The organism is Thermostichus sp. OS-CIW-20, assembly GCF_054061455.1.
In genome coordinates, this window is record NZ_JBSSEF010000022.1 from 25,969 (window position 1) to 44,844 (window position 18,876).

18 protein-coding genes and 1 tRNA gene are annotated in these 18,876 nt (G+C 61.9%); 10 read left to right on the forward strand and 9 right to left on the reverse strand.

The window, feature by feature from the left end; genetic code table 11:
- Positions 1-74 precede the first annotated feature (74 nt).
- Complete coding sequence (locus ACVWXC_RS08885; RefSeq protein ID WP_071813547.1) at positions 75-491, forward strand: VOC family protein; 417 nt, start codon at positions 75-77, stop codon at positions 489-491.
- A gap of 362 nt (positions 492-853) precedes the next feature.
- Here ACVWXC_RS08885 and ACVWXC_RS08890 read toward each other — a convergent pair whose 3' ends face one another.
- The 3 genes from ACVWXC_RS08890 to ACVWXC_RS08900 form a co-directional block, all read right to left on the reverse strand.
- Positions 854-1,603: an LmeA family phospholipid-binding protein gene (locus ACVWXC_RS08890; RefSeq protein ID WP_099812508.1), complete on the reverse strand. Its 750-nt coding sequence runs from the start codon at positions 1,601-1,603 to the stop codon at positions 854-856.
- Between the two features lie 81 nt (positions 1,604-1,684).
- On the reverse strand, positions 1,685-3,700 hold the full coding sequence (bchD, locus tag ACVWXC_RS08895) for a magnesium chelatase ATPase subunit D (protein WP_457392211.1): 2,016 nt from the start codon (positions 3,698-3,700) through the stop codon (positions 1,685-1,687).
- 105 nt (positions 3,701-3,805) lie between these two features.
- On the reverse strand, positions 3,806-5,248 hold the full coding sequence (locus tag ACVWXC_RS08900) for a gamma-aminobutyraldehyde dehydrogenase (RefSeq protein ID WP_457392214.1): 1,443 nt from the start codon (positions 5,246-5,248) through the stop codon (positions 3,806-3,808).
- Positions 5,249-5,416: 168 nt separating this feature from the next.
- Here ACVWXC_RS08900 and ACVWXC_RS08905 point away from each other — a divergent pair, with 168 nt between their 5' ends.
- The 3 genes from ACVWXC_RS08905 to gatB all read left to right on the forward strand — a co-directional run bounded on the left by ACVWXC_RS08905 (position 5,417) and on the right by gatB (position 7,427).
- Positions 5,417-5,608, forward strand: a complete 192-nt coding sequence (locus ACVWXC_RS08905; protein WP_041438067.1) for a hypothetical protein — start codon at positions 5,417-5,419, stop codon at positions 5,606-5,608.
- Positions 5,605-5,889, forward strand: a complete 285-nt coding sequence (locus ACVWXC_RS08910) for an acylphosphatase (protein WP_099812511.1) — start codon at positions 5,605-5,607, stop codon at positions 5,887-5,889. The genes ACVWXC_RS08905 and ACVWXC_RS08910 overlap by 4 nt, the downstream gene beginning before the upstream one ends.
- Before the next feature lie 65 nt (positions 5,890-5,954).
- Positions 5,955-7,427 (forward strand): Asp-tRNA(Asn)/Glu-tRNA(Gln) amidotransferase subunit GatB, encoded by a 1,473-nt coding sequence (gene gatB / locus ACVWXC_RS08915; RefSeq protein WP_457392218.1) that lies wholly within the window; start codon positions 5,955-5,957, stop codon positions 7,425-7,427.
- Here gatB and ACVWXC_RS08920 read toward each other — a convergent pair.
- Positions 7,424-8,017, reverse strand: a complete 594-nt coding sequence (locus ACVWXC_RS08920; RefSeq protein ID WP_099834680.1) for a Maf family protein — start codon at positions 8,015-8,017, stop codon at positions 7,424-7,426. The genes gatB and ACVWXC_RS08920 overlap by 4 nt on opposite strands.
- A 140-nt stretch (positions 8,018-8,157) precedes the next feature.
- On the opposite strand from ACVWXC_RS08920, the gene ACVWXC_RS08925 reads away from it, so the two are divergent.
- The 4 genes from ACVWXC_RS08925 to ACVWXC_RS08940 all read left to right on the forward strand — a co-directional run bounded on the left by ACVWXC_RS08925 (position 8,158) and on the right by ACVWXC_RS08940 (position 11,267).
- A complete protein-coding gene (locus ACVWXC_RS08925; protein WP_011429266.1) occupies positions 8,158-9,039 on the forward strand; it encodes an ion transporter in 882 nt (293 codons plus the stop codon).
- Positions 9,040-9,061: 22 nt separating this feature from the next.
- Positions 9,062-9,568 (forward strand): hypothetical protein, encoded by a 507-nt coding sequence (locus tag ACVWXC_RS08930; RefSeq protein WP_240527286.1) that lies wholly within the window; start codon positions 9,062-9,064, stop codon positions 9,566-9,568.
- 89 nt (positions 9,569-9,657) lie between these two features.
- Positions 9,658-10,071, forward strand: coding sequence for a PH domain-containing protein (locus ACVWXC_RS08935; protein ID WP_011429264.1), 414 nt, complete (start codon positions 9,658-9,660; stop codon positions 10,069-10,071).
- 2 nt (positions 10,072-10,073) lie between these two features.
- Positions 10,074-11,267, forward strand: coding sequence for a glycosyltransferase (locus ACVWXC_RS08940; protein WP_011429263.1), 1,194 nt, complete (start codon positions 10,074-10,076; stop codon positions 11,265-11,267).
- On the opposite strand, the gene ACVWXC_RS08945 is transcribed toward ACVWXC_RS08940, so the two are convergent.
- Entirely contained in the window at positions 11,261-12,910 is a 1,650-nt protein-coding gene (locus ACVWXC_RS08945) for a hypothetical protein (RefSeq protein ID WP_011429262.1), read from the reverse strand. The genes ACVWXC_RS08940 and ACVWXC_RS08945 overlap by 7 nt on opposite strands.
- Positions 12,911-13,078: 168 nt before the next feature.
- On the opposite strand from ACVWXC_RS08945, the gene ACVWXC_RS08950 reads away from it, so the two are divergent.
- Positions 13,079-13,498, forward strand: a complete 420-nt coding sequence (locus ACVWXC_RS08950; protein WP_011429261.1) for a hypothetical protein — start codon at positions 13,079-13,081, stop codon at positions 13,496-13,498.
- A 63-nt stretch (positions 13,499-13,561) separates the two neighbouring features.
- On the opposite strand, the gene ssuE is transcribed toward ACVWXC_RS08950, so the two are convergent.
- Positions 13,562-14,113, reverse strand: coding sequence for an NADPH-dependent FMN reductase (ssuE, locus tag ACVWXC_RS08955; RefSeq protein ID WP_011429260.1), 552 nt, complete (start codon positions 14,111-14,113; stop codon positions 13,562-13,564).
- 108 nt (positions 14,114-14,221) lie between these two features.
- On the opposite strand from ssuE, the gene ACVWXC_RS08960 reads away from it, so the two are divergent.
- Positions 14,222-14,293: transfer RNA gene (locus ACVWXC_RS08960), tRNA-Gly, on the forward strand.
- A gap of 389 nt (positions 14,294-14,682) precedes the next feature.
- On the opposite strand, the gene nusB is transcribed toward ACVWXC_RS08960, so the two are convergent.
- The 3 genes from nusB to ACVWXC_RS08975 all read right to left on the reverse strand — a co-directional run bounded on the left by nusB (position 14,683) and on the right by ACVWXC_RS08975 (position 18,697).
- On the reverse strand, positions 14,683-15,549 hold the full coding sequence (gene nusB, locus ACVWXC_RS08965; RefSeq protein ID WP_099812516.1) for a transcription antitermination factor NusB: 867 nt from the start codon (positions 15,547-15,549) through the stop codon (positions 14,683-14,685).
- Between the two features lie 119 nt (positions 15,550-15,668).
- Positions 15,669-17,828, reverse strand: coding sequence for an ATP-dependent helicase (locus ACVWXC_RS08970; RefSeq protein ID WP_457392226.1), 2,160 nt, complete (start codon positions 17,826-17,828; stop codon positions 15,669-15,671).
- An 11-nt stretch (positions 17,829-17,839) separates the two neighbouring features.
- Positions 17,840-18,697: a Cof-type HAD-IIB family hydrolase gene (locus tag ACVWXC_RS08975; RefSeq protein WP_011429257.1), complete on the reverse strand. Its 858-nt coding sequence runs from the start codon at positions 18,695-18,697 to the stop codon at positions 17,840-17,842.
- Between the last annotated feature and the right edge of the window lie 179 nt (positions 18,698-18,876).

Here is an 18,876-nt window from a genome sequence, read left to right on the forward strand (position 1 = left end):
CCGAGTGGCGCAGTTAGGGCTGGCTATCAGCGGAAGTTCGGATTAGAATGAGTAGCTTCCTTTTTCCGGTTGCGATGCAGATTGCTGCAGCTTTGCTGAGCTTGGCCACCCCCAATTTGCCCCGTTTGTTGCACTTTTACCAGGCCCTCTTGGGGATCCCGCCCCAAGTCCAGCTCTCCAGGGAGGGAGAGCCAGTGTATGTGGAGTTTCGCCTGCCTGGCCTGCGACTGGGCCTCTACCGCAGTCTCCATCCAGAGTTTGCCGCCCAGGCGGGAGCAGCAAGTCTTTGCCTGCAGGTGCAGGATCTGGCGGCATGCCTGGGATCCCTGGCGGCGGTGTTGGCGGAGCACCAGATCTCCGTTTCGCCGCTGCGGCAGGCCTTTCACGGCCAGGAGGTGGACTTCCGGGATCCCGATGGCAATCGCATTGTGTTGCACCAACCTTCTGCGGCCTTCTGGCAGGCGATGACCTGGGAGGGGACTTGCAACTGAACCAAGACCCCTGAGGCTCAGGGGAGACTCTTTGGAACCTTTTCGAGCAAAAAAAGTTGTGGCAGGTGCTATGTCCCAGCCTGAATTCAAAGGGTCGTAGCCAGTTTGGGGGGACAGGCTTTTTCCCAATTGGGGCAAGAGGCCGGGGTGTTGGGAAAAGTCCCCCATCTCCTGTGGTTGAGAATAGTTAAAACTCGGAGGCTAGGTAGGGATGGCGGTGTCCCCGTTGAGGCTGAGCAGGTCATGAAAAAACCTCTGGGCGTCTGTCCGTGTTTCGACCCCAGAGGCTTCTTCTCTTCACTCCTCACCACCCCTGAGCGTACCCGCCTTCCAAAAGGTTGTCAAGCATTTTCCCAGGGGGGCTAGCGGGTGGGAAACCGCACCAGAGCAGCGCTGCCGTAGAGGATCATCTGGTGAGGCTGTAGGCACACCCGATCTACTCGCAGCTTGCTCCCTTGCAGGGCTAGCCGATCCAAATCCAGGAGCGCATTCAGGTGATCCACCAAGGCTCGGCTCAGGGCCCGCCCCTCCTCCGTGTCGCCCTCAAACAGCGGATCGGCAAGGCAAATGCGGCGACGTTCTAGCACCTCGATGCGAGCGGAAAAGCCCACCTGCAAGGGCTTTTCTCCCCCTGGCTGAACCTCGGCCTGCAATCGCAACCGCTGCTCTGGGGTGAGGTGAACCTCGACCTGATGAAATGAGAGCGGCTTGCCCCCCTGATCCACCTGAGCCAGCTTGTTCAGCACAAAAGGCGTGTTAAAGGATCGCGCCAGATCCGCTTCGCTCAGCACCACCCGCATCCTGGCCTGCACCGGCTGCCGCAGCTTAATCCGACCCTGCCAGATTTGGCTAAAGTCAATGGCTACAGCGTTGCAAAACAGCTCTAAAAGCGAAAGCCGCAGGCCGTTGTACATCTGCAGGTTCTGGCCCACCAGCTCAAAGCTGTCGATGCGTCCTTGCAACAGCTTGGCAATGGGCTCTGCCCGCACGCGCGCCTCCAGCCGCTCTGCCTGCTTGAAGAGAGCGCGAATGGCTGCGCTCACTCCCCGGCTGACCCAGTCAGTAAGCATGGGATGAGGCAAAGAGAGTTCTGGCAGGAGTCCTGTGACCATAGGGCAAGCTAAGAGCGCCTACAGGGATCATAACCAACCATTAAGAAAAGTTACAGCTCCTACCGAGGGAGAGCTGCTCTCTCAAGGGTATGGGCGTCCCTCTTGCATGGCCGAGCGGGCCACGGCTGCGATCCCCTGGTCGGTGGCGCGGGGCAGATGAAAGTACCGTCCGCCCGCCAGTTCCGCCAGCTCGGCGCTGAAACCGGTGGTTACAAAGCGGCTCTGCGAGTCGATGAGAAGCAGCTTCAATCCCAGGGCGCGGATGCGCAGGGCGATCTCCCGCAGCTCCTGCTTCAGGTCGATGGGATCGCTTTCGCTGCGTCCCAGGGAGCGGCTGAGGGGGATGTTGGCCCGGCCATCGGTGAGGGCTACCAGGAGCACCTCTCCCACGTCGCCGCTGGCGCGGGCGTTCACCCCCAGGCGCACCGCTTGGGTGAGGGCATGGGCCAGTGGGGATCCCCCGCCGCAGGGCAGGGATTCCAGGCGGCGGCGGGCCAGCTCGATGGAGCGGGTGGGGGGCAGCAGCACCTCGGCAGCCTCGCCGCGAAAGGCAATCAGGGCAACTTTGTCGCGGTTTTGGTAGGCCTCAGTGAGCAGGCGCAGGGCGGCGCCTTTGGCCGCCTGCATGCGGTTGAGGGCCATGGAGCCGGAGGCGTCTACCACGAAGATCACCAAGGCCCCTGCCTTGCGGGCCAGCTTCTTGGCGCGGATGTCGCCGGGCTCAACAATGACGGCCCGCCCCGGCTGCCGCTGGCGGCGGCTTTTCTGGTAGGGGGCAGCCGCCCGCAGAGTGGCGTCGACGGCGATGCGGGGATTGGCGCCCTGGGGCAGGATGGGCTTGACGTAGCGGCCCCGGTCGGCGCTGAACACCAGGCTGCGGGATCCCGTTTTCCCCTGTTGGGTGAGGGACTGGGCAAAGGCCAAGAGGCGTGGGTCGAGGGCCACCTGCTCGGGATCGAAGAAAAACTCCTGCGGCAGGCTGGGGCTTTGCGGCTGGGGATCCGTCTCCTCTGGGTCGCTGTTGTCGGAGGAGCTGGGCGGGGGATCCGGCTGTTGGGATTGGGGTGGAGGGGGAGGTGGCGGATCGGGGTTATAGCGGGCCCGGGGCAGCAGCACCAGTTGCACGGCCTGTTGCAAATCCTCAGCCACCAGGCGATCCCGCCCCTCCAGAGCCGCCAGGGCGCAGGCAGCCCGCAGGGCAAACTGCTCCCCTCGATGCCCTTGGACGTTGCCGCGGAGGGCCTCTTGCACCAGGTAGTGGATCTGTTCCCGCTGCGGCTTGACCTGGGGCAGCCACTCCCGCGCCAGGAGGATGCGGGTGCGGATCTCTTCCAGTTCTGGCTGGTGCTTGGCTAAGAAGGGCTCGGGAGCATCGACAAATTGCGTTGCCCGCTGGACAATTTCCCCGCGTTCTTCCAGGCTCAGCTCCTGCCCCACCGGCACCACCAGCGCCAGGCGATCCAGCAGGTGGGGGCGCAGGGATCCCTCCTCGGGGTTGTAGGTGGCCACTAGAAGAGGCCGGCAGGGGTGCTGCAGGCTCAGCCCTTCCCGCTCCAGGCGGTTTACCCCGTCCCCCACCACCGCCAGCAGCAGGTTGACGATGGCCTCATCTAAGAGGTGGATGTCGTCTACGTAGAGCACGCCCCGGTGGGCGGCAGCCAAGAGCCCCGGCTGAAAAACCGTTTCCCCCTGCCTTACCGAGGCCTCCACATCTACCGATCCCAGCAGCCGATCCTCCGTCACCCCCAAAGGCACCTGGACAAAGGGAGGAGCTATCACCTGGGTAGGGGGCGTCGTTCCCTGGGGGTAGCGGGTCTTGGCCCAGTCCGACCACGTCTCGGGCCGTGCCGGATCGTCGTTGCAGTAGGAGCCGGCAATGACCTCAATGGGGGGTAGGAGGGCGTGAATGCCCCGGGCCAAGACGGACTTAGCTGTGCCGCGCGGCCCCACCAGCACCACTCCTCCCAAGCTGGGATCCACCGCCGCTAACAATAGAGCCAGCTTGGCGGTTTGCTGGCCGACTACGGCAGTGAGAGGGAAAGTGCGGGGAGGGGCTAGGGTTGCGGATCCTGGGGTTGAGCAGTAGGACGTGGCCATTGGCAACGGAAAACAGGGGGTGCAATACACCCAAGTCTATCGCTTGGAGGAGTTCCCCAAGGCATGGCCAACCGGCTGCCGCTAGCCTCTTCTTCGAACGAGATTTCAGCCAGTAGCAATCATCACATGCTTGGTCACTTGATACTCTCGCACGGCCTCTGCCGAGAGATCCTTGCTAAAGCCCGATTGCTTGAAGCCGCCGTGGGGAGCCTCTGAGGCCATGGGCAGGTGGTCGTTAATCCAGACGGTGCCCACCTCCAGCTCAGCGGCTAGTTTCAGGGCTCGTCCGATGTCCTGAGTCCACACAGAAGCCGCCAGCCCGTATAGGACGTCATTGCCCAAGCGTAGCGCTTCCTCGTCCTCGCGGAACGAGCTGAGGGTGAGGACTGGCCCAAAAACCTCGCTCTGCACAATCTCCGCTTTTTGATCGACATGGGTAATCACCGTGGGTTCGTAGAAGTATCCCCAATCCAGGAGGGAAGGGATCCGCCCGCCGGTCAGCACCTTAGCTCCCTCGGCTTTGGCCCGCTCCACGAATCCCATCACCCGCTCCCGCTGGGCTGCCGAGATCAAGGGTCCCATCTCCACTCCTGGCTCAAAGGGGGATCCCAGCTTGACGTTGCGCATGGTCTCGACAATGGCCTCTTGAAGCTGCGCCAGCTTGCTCTCGTGCACATAGACGCGGGTGGCTGCTGTGCAGTCCTGGCCGCTGTTGAAGGTGGCGGCAAAAGCAGCCTTGGCGGCCACTGTTTCCACGTCGGCATCCTCGAAAACCAAAAACGGGGCCTTGCCCCCCAGTTCCAGATGCACCCGCTTGAGGGTGTGGGCAGCCGTGCGCATCACCTGCTTGCCGGTGGCGGTGGAGCCAGTAAAGCTGACCATGCGCACCAGGGGATGCTCCACCAAGGCCTGACCCGTGGCATTGCCCCCGGTAACGATGTTAACCACGCCCGGCGGGATCCCGGCCTCGGCAATCAGTTCCGCCAGCTTCAGGGTGGTCAAGGGAGTAACAGGGGCGGGCTTGAGCACCACCGTACAGCCAGCTGCCAGCGCAGGGCCAAGTTTCCAGATGGCCATCAGCAGGGGGTAGTTCCAGGGGGTAATTTGCGCGCACACGCCCACCGGCTCTTTGCGAAAGAGCGAGGTGTAGCCCTTGGCATAGTCCCCGGCGCTGAGGCCATGGGTGTCGCGGGCGGCAGCGGCAAAGAAACGCAAGTTATCTACCGCAAAGGGCAGATCCGCCCCCAAACTGACGGCCTCGTAGGGCTTGCCAGTGTTTTCCGACTCCAGACGCGCCAGTTCGGCGGCGTGAGCTTCGAGGAGATCGGCCAGTTTCCAGAGGGCCAGGGATCGCTCGCTAGGGGTGAGTTTGGACCAACGGCCATCGGAGAAAGCGGTGTGGGCAGCCTGCACGGCCCGATCCACATCAGCAGGGCTGGCGTCCACCACCTCCGCCAATTGCTCGCCCGTAGCCGGGTTCTCGATGACCATCAGGTTTCCCCCTTGGCTGTCAACCCATTGGCCGTCGATCCAGAGTTTGTGGGCCATGGCCTCTTCTCAACTGCTCGCTAGCAACACTTCTCCCCATTGTGCCGAATCTTGTCCAGCTTGGAGGGCGTTGTCGAGGAGAGGGCCAAGCCGCCAGGGATCCCCTCTCTCTGGGGTTTCCGTCTGGTAAGGTCAGAAGGGAGCTTTCTGCACCAGCGAGGTTGGCCTATGTCTCCTGTGCTGTGGCAAGCCATTGGGTACGCCGGCGGGATCTCGCTGGGGATCGTGGGACTGGTTGCCCTTGTCAACTTTCTCTGGCAGCGCCTAGAGCAGCAGGCGGAGAAAGCTACGGCCCAGCCAGCCGAGTCGCCCTCGGCTTCAGAACTTGGCAACACCTCGGAGGGATCCCCCTCAGCATGAGCGACAGGGTTCGCGTTCACGTTTGGGTGCGCGGGCGGGTTCAGGGAGTGGGGTTTCGGGCCTACACCGAAGCCATGGCCCGCAACGCCGGCGTCCACGGCTGGGTGCGCAATCTGCGGGATGGCCGGGTGGAGGCGGTTTTTGAAGGATCCCCGGCGGCGGTGGAGGCGATGTTGCGCTGGTGCCAGCAGGGCAGCCCCGGCTCGCGGGTGGAGGCCGTCGAACACCGCTTCGAGCCACCCGAAGGCCTCTCCACCTTCGAGATCCGCCCCACCGTTTGAGGCAGCAGCTCAGCAGCTAGCGATATCCCACTAGAATGGGAAAACCTACTCTTTCTCGTTTGGCCATGACGGTTGCTGCCCCTGCCAAAGTGGAATACGAAGCTGTGATTGGGCTGGAGGTGCACTGCCAGCTCAGCACCCGCTCCAAGATCTTCTCCAGCAGCGCGACGGCCTTTGGCGCTCCCCCCAACACCCAAATTGACCCTGTCTGCATGGGCCTGCCCGGCACCCTGCCCGTGCTGAACGAGAAGGTGCTGGAATACGCGGTCAAGGCTGGCCTGGCCCTCAATTGCACCATCGCCCCCTACAGCAAGTTCGACCGCAAGCAGTACTTCTACCCCGACCTGCCCAAAAACTACCAAATCTCCCAGTACGACCTGCCCATTGCCACCCACGGCTGGGTCGAGATCCAGCTCAGCGACGGCCGCAGCAAGCGCATCGGCATCACCCGTTTGCACATAGAAGAAGACGCGGGCAAATTGGTGCATGCCGGCAGCGATCGGCTGTCGGGATCCAGCTATTCCCTGGTGGATTTCAACCGGGCAGGAGTTCCCCTCATCGAGATCGTCAGCGAGCCGGATATCCGCACTGGGGAAGAAGCAGCCGAGTATGTACAGGAGCTGCGCCGCATCCTCCGCTACGCCGGGCTGTGCGATGGCAACCTACAGGAGGGATCCCTGCGCTGCGACGTCAACATCTCGGTGCGCCCCCTGGGGAGTCAGACCTTCGGCACGAAGGTGGAAATCAAGAACATGAACTCCTTCAACGCCATCCAGCGGGCCATCGAGTACGAGTTCAACCGCCAAGTTAAGGCCGTGGAAGCAGGCGAGCCCATCGTACAGGAGACCCGCCTCTGGGAAGAAAACAGCCAGCGCACCATCAGCATGCGCAAGAAAGAGGGATCCAGCGACTACCGCTATTTTCCGGAGCCGGATCTGCCGCCCATTCGTGTGACGGAAGCGCAAAAAGCCCGCTGGCAGGCGGAGCTGCCGGAATTGCCCAGTGTGAAGCGGCGGCGCTACCAACAGGTGTACGGCCTCTCGGTGTATGACTCCCGCTACCTCAGCGACGAACGCAACACCGCCGAGTACTTTGAGGCCGTGGTTGCTGCCGGCGCCGACCCGAAGGCAGCCGCCAACTGGATGATGAGCGACATCGCCAGCTACCTCAACACCCACAAGCTGGACTACCCGGACATCGCCTTGAAGCCGGAAACCCTGGCTGAGCTAATCGGCCTCATCGAGCAAGGCACTATTTCCAGCAAAATTGCCAAGGAGATCCTGCCGGAGCTGCTGGAAAAAGGCGGCTCGGCCCGCGCCCTGGTGGAGGCCAAGGGCCTGACCCAGATCTCCGATAGCAGCCTCTTGGAGCCAATGATCGCCGAGGTGCTGGCCGAGAACCCCGAGCAACTGCAGCAGTACCGGGAGGGCAAAACCAAGCTCTTCGGCTACTTTGTCGGGCAACTGATGAAAAAAACCCAAGGACGGGCGGATCCCAAGCTGGCCAACGAGCTGCTCAAGCGGCATCTAGACGGCTAATTCCAGGCTTCGGTGAGGGAATAGCCCAATTCCTGGATCATGCGCCGCAGCAACGGCAAACTCAGCCCAATGACGTTGCCAGGGCACCCCTCGATCCGCTCCACAAACAAGCTGCCGCGGCCGTCAATGGCAAAGCAGCCAGCACAATTGAGCGGCTCGCCGGTGGCCACGTAGGCGCGGATCTCCTCGTCGCTGGGCTTGGCAAAAAACACCCGTGTTACCGCATAGTGGACGAGGCGGCGGTTCTGCCTCGTGTCAATCAAGGCATGGCCCGTGTAGAGCTCTCCCACTTCGCCCCGCATTTGCCGCAGGCGCCGTTCCGCCTCTAGAGCATTGGCCGGCTTGCCCAGGATCTCCCCCCCTAGGTAGAGCACGGAGTCAGCCCCGATCACCAAGACGGGCTCCCGTTGCTGAGCCGCCACCGCTTCGGCTTTGGCCGCAGCCAGCTTCTGCACCAGCTCCACCGGATCCGGGCTCTGGATTTGGCTTTCGTCAAAGTAGCTGGGTTGAACGCGAAAAGGGATCCGGGCAGCTTCTAACAATTGGCGGCGGGCAGGAGATTGCGAAGCCAGGACAATGGGAGGCAACATCGATTCAATGCTCAACTCAAGCCTAGACGTTTGTAGGACTGAAGTTTGCTCTACTACTAGTTTCCATTAACCTAGTCAAGGTACGCCCGATAGGCGCTCAAGGGAAACCCTCTCGATCTCTTCCCAACGGGATCCCGTCTGTGACCACCCTACCCTCCCAGGCCACCCAAACTGAGCTTGCCCCTGCTGGCCTCCTCCAGCGCTACTGGGGGGATCAGGACACACCCGAAAGCCGCTGGGTCAATTGGCTGGTGGCGGTGCTGGTTTTCTGTTCGTCTGCCTTTTTTGTAGTGGAGACCTACCCCATTCCCCCCCAACTCCGCCTTGGGCTGGAGCGGCTGGATCGCCTCATCCTCGGCCTATTCGTGGTGGAATATCTACTGCGCTGGGCAGCGGCCCTGCAGAAGCTGCGCTACGTCTTCAGCCTCTATTCGCTCATTGACTTGCTGGCGATTTTGCCTTTTTTTGCCGGGCTGACGGATATTCGCTTTATCCGCCTCTTGCGCTGGTTTCGTATCTTGCGGCTGCTGCGCCTGGTGGAGGGCAAGACCCTCTTTGGTCAGGTCATCTCCGCCGACACCCGCATCTTGTTGCGCATCCTTTTTACTCTCTTTGCGATTGTCTTCGTCTACTCTGGCCTCATCTACCAGGTGGAACATCCGGCCAATCCCGGCGCTTTTGCCACCTTTTTGGATGCTTTCTACTTTTCGGTTGTTACCATGACCACGGTAGGGTTTGGGGATCTCACCCCCACCTCTGAGCTGGGCCGGCTGTTGACGGTGCTGATGATCCTGACGGGCGTGGCCCTGATCCCTTGGCAAGTAGGGGAGCTGATCAAGCAACTGGTGAAAAGCGGCACCTCGCTGCAGTGGGCCTGCCCGGGATGCGGCCTCTCCCAGCACGATGAGGATGCCCAGTTTTGTAAGCGCTGCGGCACGCCGCTCTATCCGGATAGCCAAGCCTCTCCAGCCAGCAGTCCGCTGGCCAATCTGCCGGTTGGGGGCAAAGACAGGATAGGCTAGGACGGGATCGAGAGAACCTGCAATGTTGGCACATCCTGAATTGGCCATCCCTGGCAAGCTCAATGTAAAGGCGGGAGTGGTGATGCTGCTGGCAGCCATCGTCCTGGGCCTCATCCTCAGTCAGGTTCAGCCGCTGCTGCCCGCTCCGCAAGATTTGCCAGGGATCCCTAGGGAACCCCTTTCCTGGCAAGAGGTGCCCAAACAAAAGTACGCCTGGCACATCTGCTACGCCTTTTTGGGCAATATGGGGCTGATCAACATCGGCGGCGGCCTGGCGCTGGTGGCGTTGGGATCCCGCTTCACAGCCGGGCACCTGTTCTCCCAGATTCTTCTTTTGGGGGGAATGCTGCACCCTGCCTCTTGGGCTTTGGTGGCTCTGACAGGTCTGGAAGGGTGGGGCTGGCTGGGCAATGTCGGGGCGGTGGCGGTGGCGCTGGTGGTGATGGTGTTGTTTGTTCACCTGATCTTGGCTACCTACCGCTCGGGGCAAGCCCTCCAAAAACTGACTCGATCCCGCATCCACCGCTAACTCGGCAGACAGTTGGGGTGAGAAACCGTTTAGCTTAAGATTGTTTTTAGCATTGTTGATGCTGACATTCGACATTAGGTGGGCTGAGCATGGCGATCAAAGAAGAAGTTTTTTTTGAGGGCGGCCCTCACACGGGCGATCTGGTGTTGAACTCCTTCCTCGGCCTCACCCTCGTTGGCTTGCCTCTGTTTGTGGGCGCCCTGGTGCGCAAGCTTTGGGTTCACTACCGGATAACCAACCGTCGCATCACTGTGATCGGCGGCTGGGGCGGCAAGGAGCGCTCTGATGTCATTTACAAAGAGATTGCCAAGGTGGTGACGGTGCCACGGGGCCTAGGCACCTGGGGCGATATGGTGCTCACCCTCAAAGACGGCAGCCGCCTAGAGATGCGGGCAGTGCCCCGCTTCCGCGAGATCTACGCCTACATCAGCGAACGGCTGGACGAGAAAGCCAGGCAAGTAAGCGGGCCCATCGGCAAAAGGTCCCCCTCGACCCAAGCCTAGCCATGCCTGCTTGGGATCCCTCCTGGGCGCAGCGCCTGGCGCTGGTGCACGAGTATTTGATCTGGCCAGGGGGATCGGAAAAGGTTTTGCAGGAGCTCCTTGCCTTTGCCCCACAGGCACCTCTCTACGTCAGCCTCTTCTCGTCCCACACCTTGCCGCCGAGCTGGCAGCAGCGGTCGGTTTACACTTCGTTTTTGCAGGGCTGGGCCCGCTGGCTGGGGGTGCTGCGGCGCAACTATCACAGCCGCCTTAAGTACCTGCTGCCCTGGATGCCCTTGGCCTACGAGAGCTTTGACTTCTCCGCCTATGACTGCGTCATCTCCAGCAGCCATGCCTTTGCCAAAGGGATCCTGACAGGGCCTTCCACTCTGCACCTTAGCTACATCCACAGCCCGCCCCGTTACCTCTGGGAAAACCAGGAGCTCTATCTGGAGCGGGAGGGGTTGACGGGGATCCGCCCGCTTGCCGCCCTCAGCCGCTGGCTGTTGCACCGCCTGCGCCAGTGGGACTTTGTGGCAGCCCAGCGGCCAGACCTATTGATTGCCAACTCGCAGCACATCCGCCGGCGCCTGGCCAAGCTCTACCGCCGCGAGGCTGTGGTTATCTATCCGCCGGTGCCGCTGCAGGGGTTTGAGCCGGTAACCCATCCCCAAGCCGACTACGACCTGGTGGTGGGCCGGCTGGTGCCCTACAAGCGGGTGGATTTGGCGATCGCTGCCTGTAAGCAGCTGGGCCGCCGCCTGGTAGTGGTGGGGGAAGGGCCGGAGCTGCCGCGACTGAAGCAACTGGCAGGGCCGCAAGTGGAGTTTTTGCCCCACCAGCCCCAAGACCGCCTGCAGGAGCTGCTGGCCAATTGCCGGCTGCTGCTGTTTCCCTGGGAAGAGGATTTTGGCCTGGTGGCGGTGGAGGCGCAAGCCTGTGGTCGTCCTGTGGTCGCCCTGAACCGGGGAGGCACCCGCGAGACCGTCATCCACGGCCAGACGGGGATCCTCATCCCCGAAGCCAGGGTGGAAGCCCTCGTCGAAGGGCTGCGCCAGGCGGAGCGCCAGGAATGGGATCCGCAGCGGATTCGGACCCATGCCTTGCAATTTGCGCCGGAGCGGTTCCACGCCCAGTTGGGATCCCTGCTGCGCTGGGCCTGGCCCCGTTTCCAGGCGGGAGAGCGCTTGGATCCGCAAGAATGGCAGCCTCAGTAGGGCCGCCGCTGTACAAAAGCCGGCAACTCGATGCGGCTGCGGCTGCCCCCTTCTCCCCCAGCCCGTGCAGCCGCCAAGGCGGAGCGTCTCAGCAGCTTCTCCGCCCGATCCTGCCGCTCCTCAAGGGCAAGGGGTGGGATCCCACCAGCGGGCGTTCTCCCAGTTGTGGGTCGGCTGGTGGGTGGGGCGGCAGCCACCGCTGGGGAGGGAGCAGGCCCTTCAGCTGCCGCCTGAACCCGTTCCTGAGCCGGGCGGCCAGACCTGAGCTCGACACCTGCTTGGGGAGGAGCCGCAGACGACTGCCGCAGAGCGGCTAGCTGCTCCTCCAGCTCCTGATTGCGTTGCAACAACAGGGCCACCTCTTTTTCCTGAGTTTGGGCATAGGCGTGGGCCTGCACACACTCGGTTTTCAAAGTCGCCACCTGCTGCTGCAGCTTCTCGATCTGTTTCTGGCTAACCAGATGATGGGCCTCCGCCAGCTCCTGTGCCCGCCGGGCTTCTTCCAGGCTTTCCCGAGTTGGTCGCTGGGCCAGCTCCCGAAGCTGCTGCTGCACTTCCTGCCACTGGACAAGGGTGGGCCGCTGAGCCAGCTCTTGGAGAAGCTGATCCCGTTCGGCCCGCAAGGCGTCGAGCTCCCGGGTGAGAGCCTGCACTTGCTCTTCTAGAGCAAGGAGCCGCTGCGTCTGCAGAGACTCCGCCTCGCCGCTGGGATCCACTTGGGCTTTTCGCTCTTGGCGCAGAGCCTGCAGCTCCGCCTCCAGTTTGGCAATTTGCTGGGCCTGTTCTGCCTGGCGCTGCTGGCTCTGCTGCAGCTCCGCCAGCAAGGTGGTTCGCTCGGCCTTGGCAAAAGAGGCTTGTTGGCGCAACTGGTTCAGCTCCGCTTGCAAGCTTGCCCATTGCTCCTGCGAAGGGCGTTCTTCCAATTCGCGAAGACGTTGCTGCGCTGCATTCAGGTCGGCTTGCAGGCGTGCCTTTTCGCTTTCCAGCTCGGCTTTGAGACGCTGCCCCTCAGCCTCGGCCTGGCGGTGGGCCGCCTCCAGCTCCGCCCGTAGGGCTTCCATTTCCTGCGCAGAGGGCCGAGCGGCCAGCTCCTGGATTTGCGCCTGCAACTGCGCCTTCTCTTCCTCCAGCGCTTGAATGCGGAGCTGCGATTGGGCTTGTAAAAGCTGTACCTGCGGCAACTTGACGGCGTATTCCCCCAACTGGTTGGCCTGCTGTTTCAGCTCCCAGAGCTCCTGCTGCAGTTGATAGAACCGGGCCGGATCGACGCGCCGCTGCAGTTCTGCCTTCAGGGTTTCGATTTCTGCTTGGCTGGTCTGCAACTGTTGCTGCAGGATCTGGTAGTGCTCCAGCGTGGGTCGGCGCTCCATTTCCCAGAGAAGATTTTGTAACTCTTCAATGTGCTGCTGTTGGAGCTGAAAAGCTTCCAGGGTAGGACGTTGTTCCAGCCGCGCCTTCTCCTCTTGACAAGCCTGCAAAGCTTGCTCCCGCTCCTGCAGTTGGGCCTGCGCTTCCAGCAGTTGCTGTTCCAGGCGATGGGTACATTCAATCTGCTGCAATGACAGTGCCTCTGACTCTGCTAGGGATCGCTCCAAGTTGCGCACGCGCGCCCGCAAAGCTTTCAGCTCCTCTTCCACTTCCATAGCCCGGCTGCTCGACAGATTATGGGCTTTACTCTAGCAGATGCTCCGGGCAAATATCCAGCTTGACACCACCTATAGCGTGAATTTTTGAGTTCTCCCAAAACTAACGCTAGAGATGTTGCCTCCATCCTCTATACTTGGGGGATGGAGTTCTGAAGCGGGAGCCCTGTGATCAAGCTGGGATCCAAACCTTGGGGGTTGACGCTGGCCCTGCTGGGCGTGGCTCTGGTCGGTTGTGGTGCCGCCGCGCTCACTGCCAGCCCCCCTCTGCCGCCGCTAATCACCAGCAGCGACATTCCTGCCGCCGTTAGCCGGGGCGGCTTTTTGGAGGTTGGGGTCTCGGTGTCGGTGCCGGGGCGGCTCCCAGCGGAGCTGGCGTTTCAGGTGTCATGGTCGGGGATCGAGGTGCAGACGCTGTCAGCAGCCCAGGTCAACTGTGTCTCCGGCAACGTGTCCTGCACTACTCGCTTCCGCATCCGCCCCCCTTTGAACTTGGTGCCCGGCTCTTACCTGCTCAGTTTACGGGTTTTCGACCGGTTGGGACAAAGTGCCGCTGTGACTGCGACGGTGCTGTTGAGGGATCCCTGAAGGCTGCACCGGAGAGTTGCCTTTCAGTTGTTGGCTGGGCGCTTCCGCATGAACGAAAAATCGTTATTTCACCGCCTGGGCAAGCGCCCGGATCCCTGCTTGCAGACGTTCTTCAATGTCGGCCTCCAGCCGCAGGGTGCCGTCGGCCTCAAACTGGATCTGCGAGCTGAGGATGTAGATCCCTTTCAAGATATGGGTTGCGCCCATCACGGCCAGCACCGGCTTCATGGCAAAGTCGATGGCCAGCAGGTGGGCCAGGGTTCCCCCGGTGGCAATGGGGAGAATCACCTTGCCGGTAAAAGCATCCTGGTCTAGCAAATCCAGCAGCGCCTTCAACACGCCTGGATAAGAAGCTTTATAGACAGGAGCAGAGATGACGATCCCGGCAGCCTGGGCCACCTTTTCCTGAATCTGCTGGAGGTGAGGGCTCTCAAAGTTAACCCGCACCAGATCCTCTGGCGGCAAATCCCGCACCGAGACAAACTCCGTCGTCAATCCCAGACCGGACAGGATCCCGGCAGCGTGGTGCAAAATCGCTTCCGACCGCGGTGGCGGGCCAGCGGCTTCCCGAGAAAGAGGGCCAGGACTACCGGAGAGCAGGAGGATGGCCGGCATGGATCAACAAAAGAAGTAGAACGCTGCTTCTGTTGTACCAGGGATCCCGTCCAAGAAATGCTAAACTATGCGTTAGGAAAGTCTCCAGGTTGTCGAGCCTGGATCCCTGCGGGCGTAGTTCAGTGGTAGAACGCTAGCTTCCCAAGCTGGATGTCGTGAGTTCGAATCTCATCGCCCGCTTCCCCATCGAAAACACAGAGGGATAGCTGGCTGGCCCCGTACTTGAGTGCGGGGCGGAAAGGCCCGTGAGCAACTTTAGCTGCTCATCAATGGCATAGTTATCACCGAGGCGTGCCGTTCCCAGGCGAGCCCCTAAGACGGTGAAAAACCCGACCGGTGGCAAGCGTCCGGAAGAGACTGCCGTCTCAGCCAACCTGCAACGACTCCGTCCCGCTGACGCGATCAGAAAAGTCAGCAGAACCTTGGGGCCTTGCCTCCAGGAACTGTCTAGAGGTGTCTTGACAACGCCTCTGTGAGTCCGCTTGCGGACTGCGTAAAAATCCCCTGGGCGGTAGGAGGGTCAAACAATCTGCCCCACGCAGGGCTTTCACCCTAAGGCAGTGAGGAGCCTAGCTTCTGAGATCCCCGGCTGGCGAAGGATTCCGACCGAAAGGGGCTTCCATGCGGCTGTCCACCACCCGCCGTAGCACCCCGTTGACAAAAGCGGCGGCCTCCGGATCCCCGTATTTTTTGGCCAATTCTACAGCTTCGTTGATGGCGACCTTGTCGGGGCTGCTGCGCAGGATCTCCATTTCCACTACCGCCAGGCGCAGGATATCGCGCTCGATCCGCCCCACCCGCTTCAGTTGCCAGCCTACCAAAACCCCTTGCAAACGGGCGTCGATAGCCTCCTTATGGGTGCGCAGGGCGGTCAACAGTTGGAGAGCGTAGGCGCGTACCTCTTGAGCTTGGGCAATGTGCAACAGCTCCGGCATGGAGAGGGCAACTCCCAGCCGGTTGACCGCCTTTTGGGACAACTGAACGACCTCATCCAGGATGCGGCGGACGCTGTACAGCCGCTGTTCCAGGTGTTCCAGAGCTTGGCCGGCGTTGCTGAGGGCCACTTGGGCTTGGTGGGCCAGCTCCAGCAATTCTCCCTGCACGGTGTCGCCGGCGTTGGCCTCCTTCAGAGCCGTTTCCAAGCGTTGCAGATGTCGTTGGGCCTGCTGAAGGCGGACAGTAAGAGAGCGAGCTCCGCCCTCTTCCTTGGCATCAGAAGCGGCCAATAACAGGGGATCGCTCTCGTGCAACAGGCGATCGCTGCGCTGGATCTCCGCCGCCGCTGTGGAGAGAGTTTCATGGGTCTCTTCCTGCAGAGCGCGGATGGCTGCCAGCAGCAAGTCCTCCAGTTGTTTTTCGCTCAGTTTGGCCGCTGTGGCCGGCAGTTGGTTGACCCCCAGCAGGGCCAGTTCGCGGGCAACACGCCGAGGTTGCATTGCAGAATACCCATGTTTTTAAACGACTGCCCCATCGCGCAAGGCGGCGCTATCGGGCTTAGCCATGCTAGCAGCCTGCCGCGGGGCAATGAAGAACCAGAGGCCCGGGCGCCTCGCTGTCAACTTGCCTCGCAAGGGCGGCTCAACACGCGAAACACCAACGATGCACTCTGCTCTTCGCCAAAGCGAGATTGGCTGGAGACGGAGAGGGTAAGCCGCCGTTTGCTGCGGGTGATGCCCACGTATAGCAGCCGCAGCCGCTCTGCGGCCAGATCCAAAAAGGCTTGCTCGGTGGCCGAGTCGGCCTGCTGCTCCCAAGAACTTCTGCGGCTGAGCTGCCGCAACTGGGCCAGGGCTTCTGCTCTCATATCGACATCCTCCAAAAACCTCAGCCCCACCGGTCGCTCTTCAGAGTAGGTGGGAAACTCGTAGGCCGACACCTGGGGGATGAACACCTGATCCCATTCCAAGCCCTTGGCGCGGTGCAGAGTCGTAACGGTGATGCTGCCCGGCTCCGGGTTGAAGGCAAAGATCTCCGAGGGCAGGTTGTTGAGGCGGCGATCCAGAATCACCCGCAATTCTTGGGCAATCTCCTGCCAATCGACCTCGGGCAGGGATCCCAGCACCTGCTCCAACTGGTCGATGACGTAGCAACCCACAAACAGCTCTTCCGGCTTGCGGTAGAGGCTTTGGACAATCACATTGAGCACCTCCGGCCAAGGGGAGCGCCCGGCCCGCAGCCAACCGGCAAGGATGCGCAGCAGCCTGCCCAAGTTTTGCCAAGAGGGGCTATCCGGCAAAGTGGGGGCTTCCCCAAACTGGGGAAATAGCAGCCGCTCCGGCAGCGAGGCGCGGATCCAGTCCAGCATCGGCCCCAGCTCCAGGCGCGGGATCCCGGCCCAGTCGGCCAGGTGATCCACAGCAGCGGCCAAGCGGGCAGAGGAAATGGGCTGGGCCAACCAGTCGATGATTCCCTTGAGTTGCAGCAACACCCGCCGCTGGCTGGGGTTGCCCCGCAACAGATCGATCACCTGCTCTGCCCCCAGTTCCCGCAGGTAGTCGAGGGCCTTGCCCCCCAGCTCGTTGGTGGTGACCAGAATGGCCACCGTCTGGTCGGGAAAAGCCTGGGCGGCTGCCAGGGCCCACCGCGTCACCTCCTGCAGCTCCTGCTCCGGGGATCCGACTACCCGGCGAAACACCACCTCCCCTTCGCTGGCCGGGGGATTTAGGCCGCCAGCGCTGGCCGGGCAAATGTGCTGGGGAGCCAGGGCGGTGCGCAGGGCTGGGATGGGGTGCTTCTGGTTCACCCAGTCCACCAGGCGGTTGGCCAACTCCAGGATCTGGGGGGCGCTGCGGCTGGACTCTTTCAACGTCACCTGGGGATTGGCCTGACAAAAGGCGCGAAACAGCCGCGGCTCGGCGGTGGTGAAGGTGCCCATGATGCTTTGGTTGGGATCCCCGACCCGTACCAGGTTGCCGGTGCGCTGGCTGAGCAGCCGCAGCAGCTCTTCTTGGAGGGGGGAGCTGTCCTGGGCCTCGTCCTCGAATAGGTAGTCGTACCAATTTTGCACCTGCTGCCGCAGGGCCGGGTCGCGCTCGATTAGCTCCACTGCCTGCCAGCCCAGGTCGTCGTAGTCCAGCTTGCCCAGGCGACGCAGCTCCGCTTGGTAGGCAGCATAGATGGGGGCCGCCCAGCCCAGATAGCCCTGAGTAGTTGTGGGGATCGCCTCCGGCCCCAGACGCAGATTCTTGGCCGTGCTGATCACCGCCCGCACCATCTGCTGGAAGCTGCGTCGAAACCGCAGCCGGTTTCGGACCACCTTGTGGGGCTTCTCGGCAGGGATCAAGGGCTCCCAGAGGTGGGTGTGGTGGGCGAGCCAGGCGCGGCAGAGACGGCTGAGCAGGCGCTCCTGTTCATATTCCTCCAGGATGGACAGCTCTTCCCAAGGGCCGGGAACCTCCCGCAACACCCGCAGCGCCAGCGAGTGCAAGGTGAAGGCTTGGGTAAAGCGATCCGGATAGCCCGCCTGTTGCAGGCGTTGGTTGATGCGGTTGATCAAATTGCTTCGCGCCGAACGCATGTAGGTGAACACCCCAATGCGCTCCGGTGGAACGCCGCGATTCAGGATGAGATCGGCGATTAGCAGCTCCAGGATAAACGTCTTGCCGCTCCCCGGAACTGCCGCGATCCCCAGAGGCCCCGACCGATACGCCAATGCCCGTTGCTGTTCTGGACGCAACGTGACTTGGGGAAAAGGAGAATCTGCCAAGCTCACCATTGCATCCGCAACTAGCCGAGGATAAAGGTCTCAATGGCCACCGCCACCCCATCTTCGGTGACGGGGGGAGCAACCCAATCAGCGTGGGGCAGCAGAGCCGGCGAGGCGTTCCCCATGGCTACCCCGATCCCCGCATACTGGAGCATCTCGATGTCGTTGTCGCCATCGCCGATGGCCATCACCTGATCCGCCGACACCCCCAGCAGCTCTTCCGCCAGAAAACGAACGGCATTGCCCTTGTTCACCGCCGCATGGGTGGCCTCCAAAAAAATCGGCTCCGAGCGGGTGAGGTAGATCTGCTCAGGAGAATACCGCTGCCGCAGGGATCCCTGGAGTTGCTGCAGAAACTCCGTATCCTCCGAAACAGCCAGGATCTTGGTGGGGCTTTTCCCGTGTTGGGCGGGGGAGAGCATCTGGAACGGCACCTGGGAGCGCTCGGCATAGGCTTGGCTGAGGGGGCTGAGCTCCCGCAAATAGAGCTGATCGTCGATGTAGAGGTGCACCCCCACCGGCTGATCCTGCAGCACCTGCAGCAGCTCCTCCGCCAGCGACCAGTCCAGGCTCCAATGCTTCAAGGTCTTTTGGCTGTCGGGATCGCGAATGAGCGCCCCCTGATAGCTGCAGAGAGGCATATCGGCCCCAATGGCGTAGTGAAACCGCTCAGCAGAGCGATGCATCCGACCTGTAGCAATGGCTACCCGCACGCCTGCCGCCTTGGCTTTTTGAATGGCCTGCCGCACCGGCTCCGAAACCTGGTTGGAAGGCCCGGCAATCGTGCCGTCGATGTCCAATACCAACAGCCGAATGTCTCTCCAGGATCCTGCCTCCTTTTTTCGCTGTTGGACTTGAGCTTCTGCTCCGGTTTGCATTGCCCCTCCTCCTGGCAACCTCCCAGACACTAACACAAAAGGATAGCTGGGTAGCCCCGCACTTTAGTGCAGGGCGGAAAAGCCCGCTAGCCACTTTAGTCGCTTACCCATGATGGGGGTCGTTGATATAGTTTCATAGCTCAAACAACCTCTTCCTGACTTCTCCTACCAAGACCTTT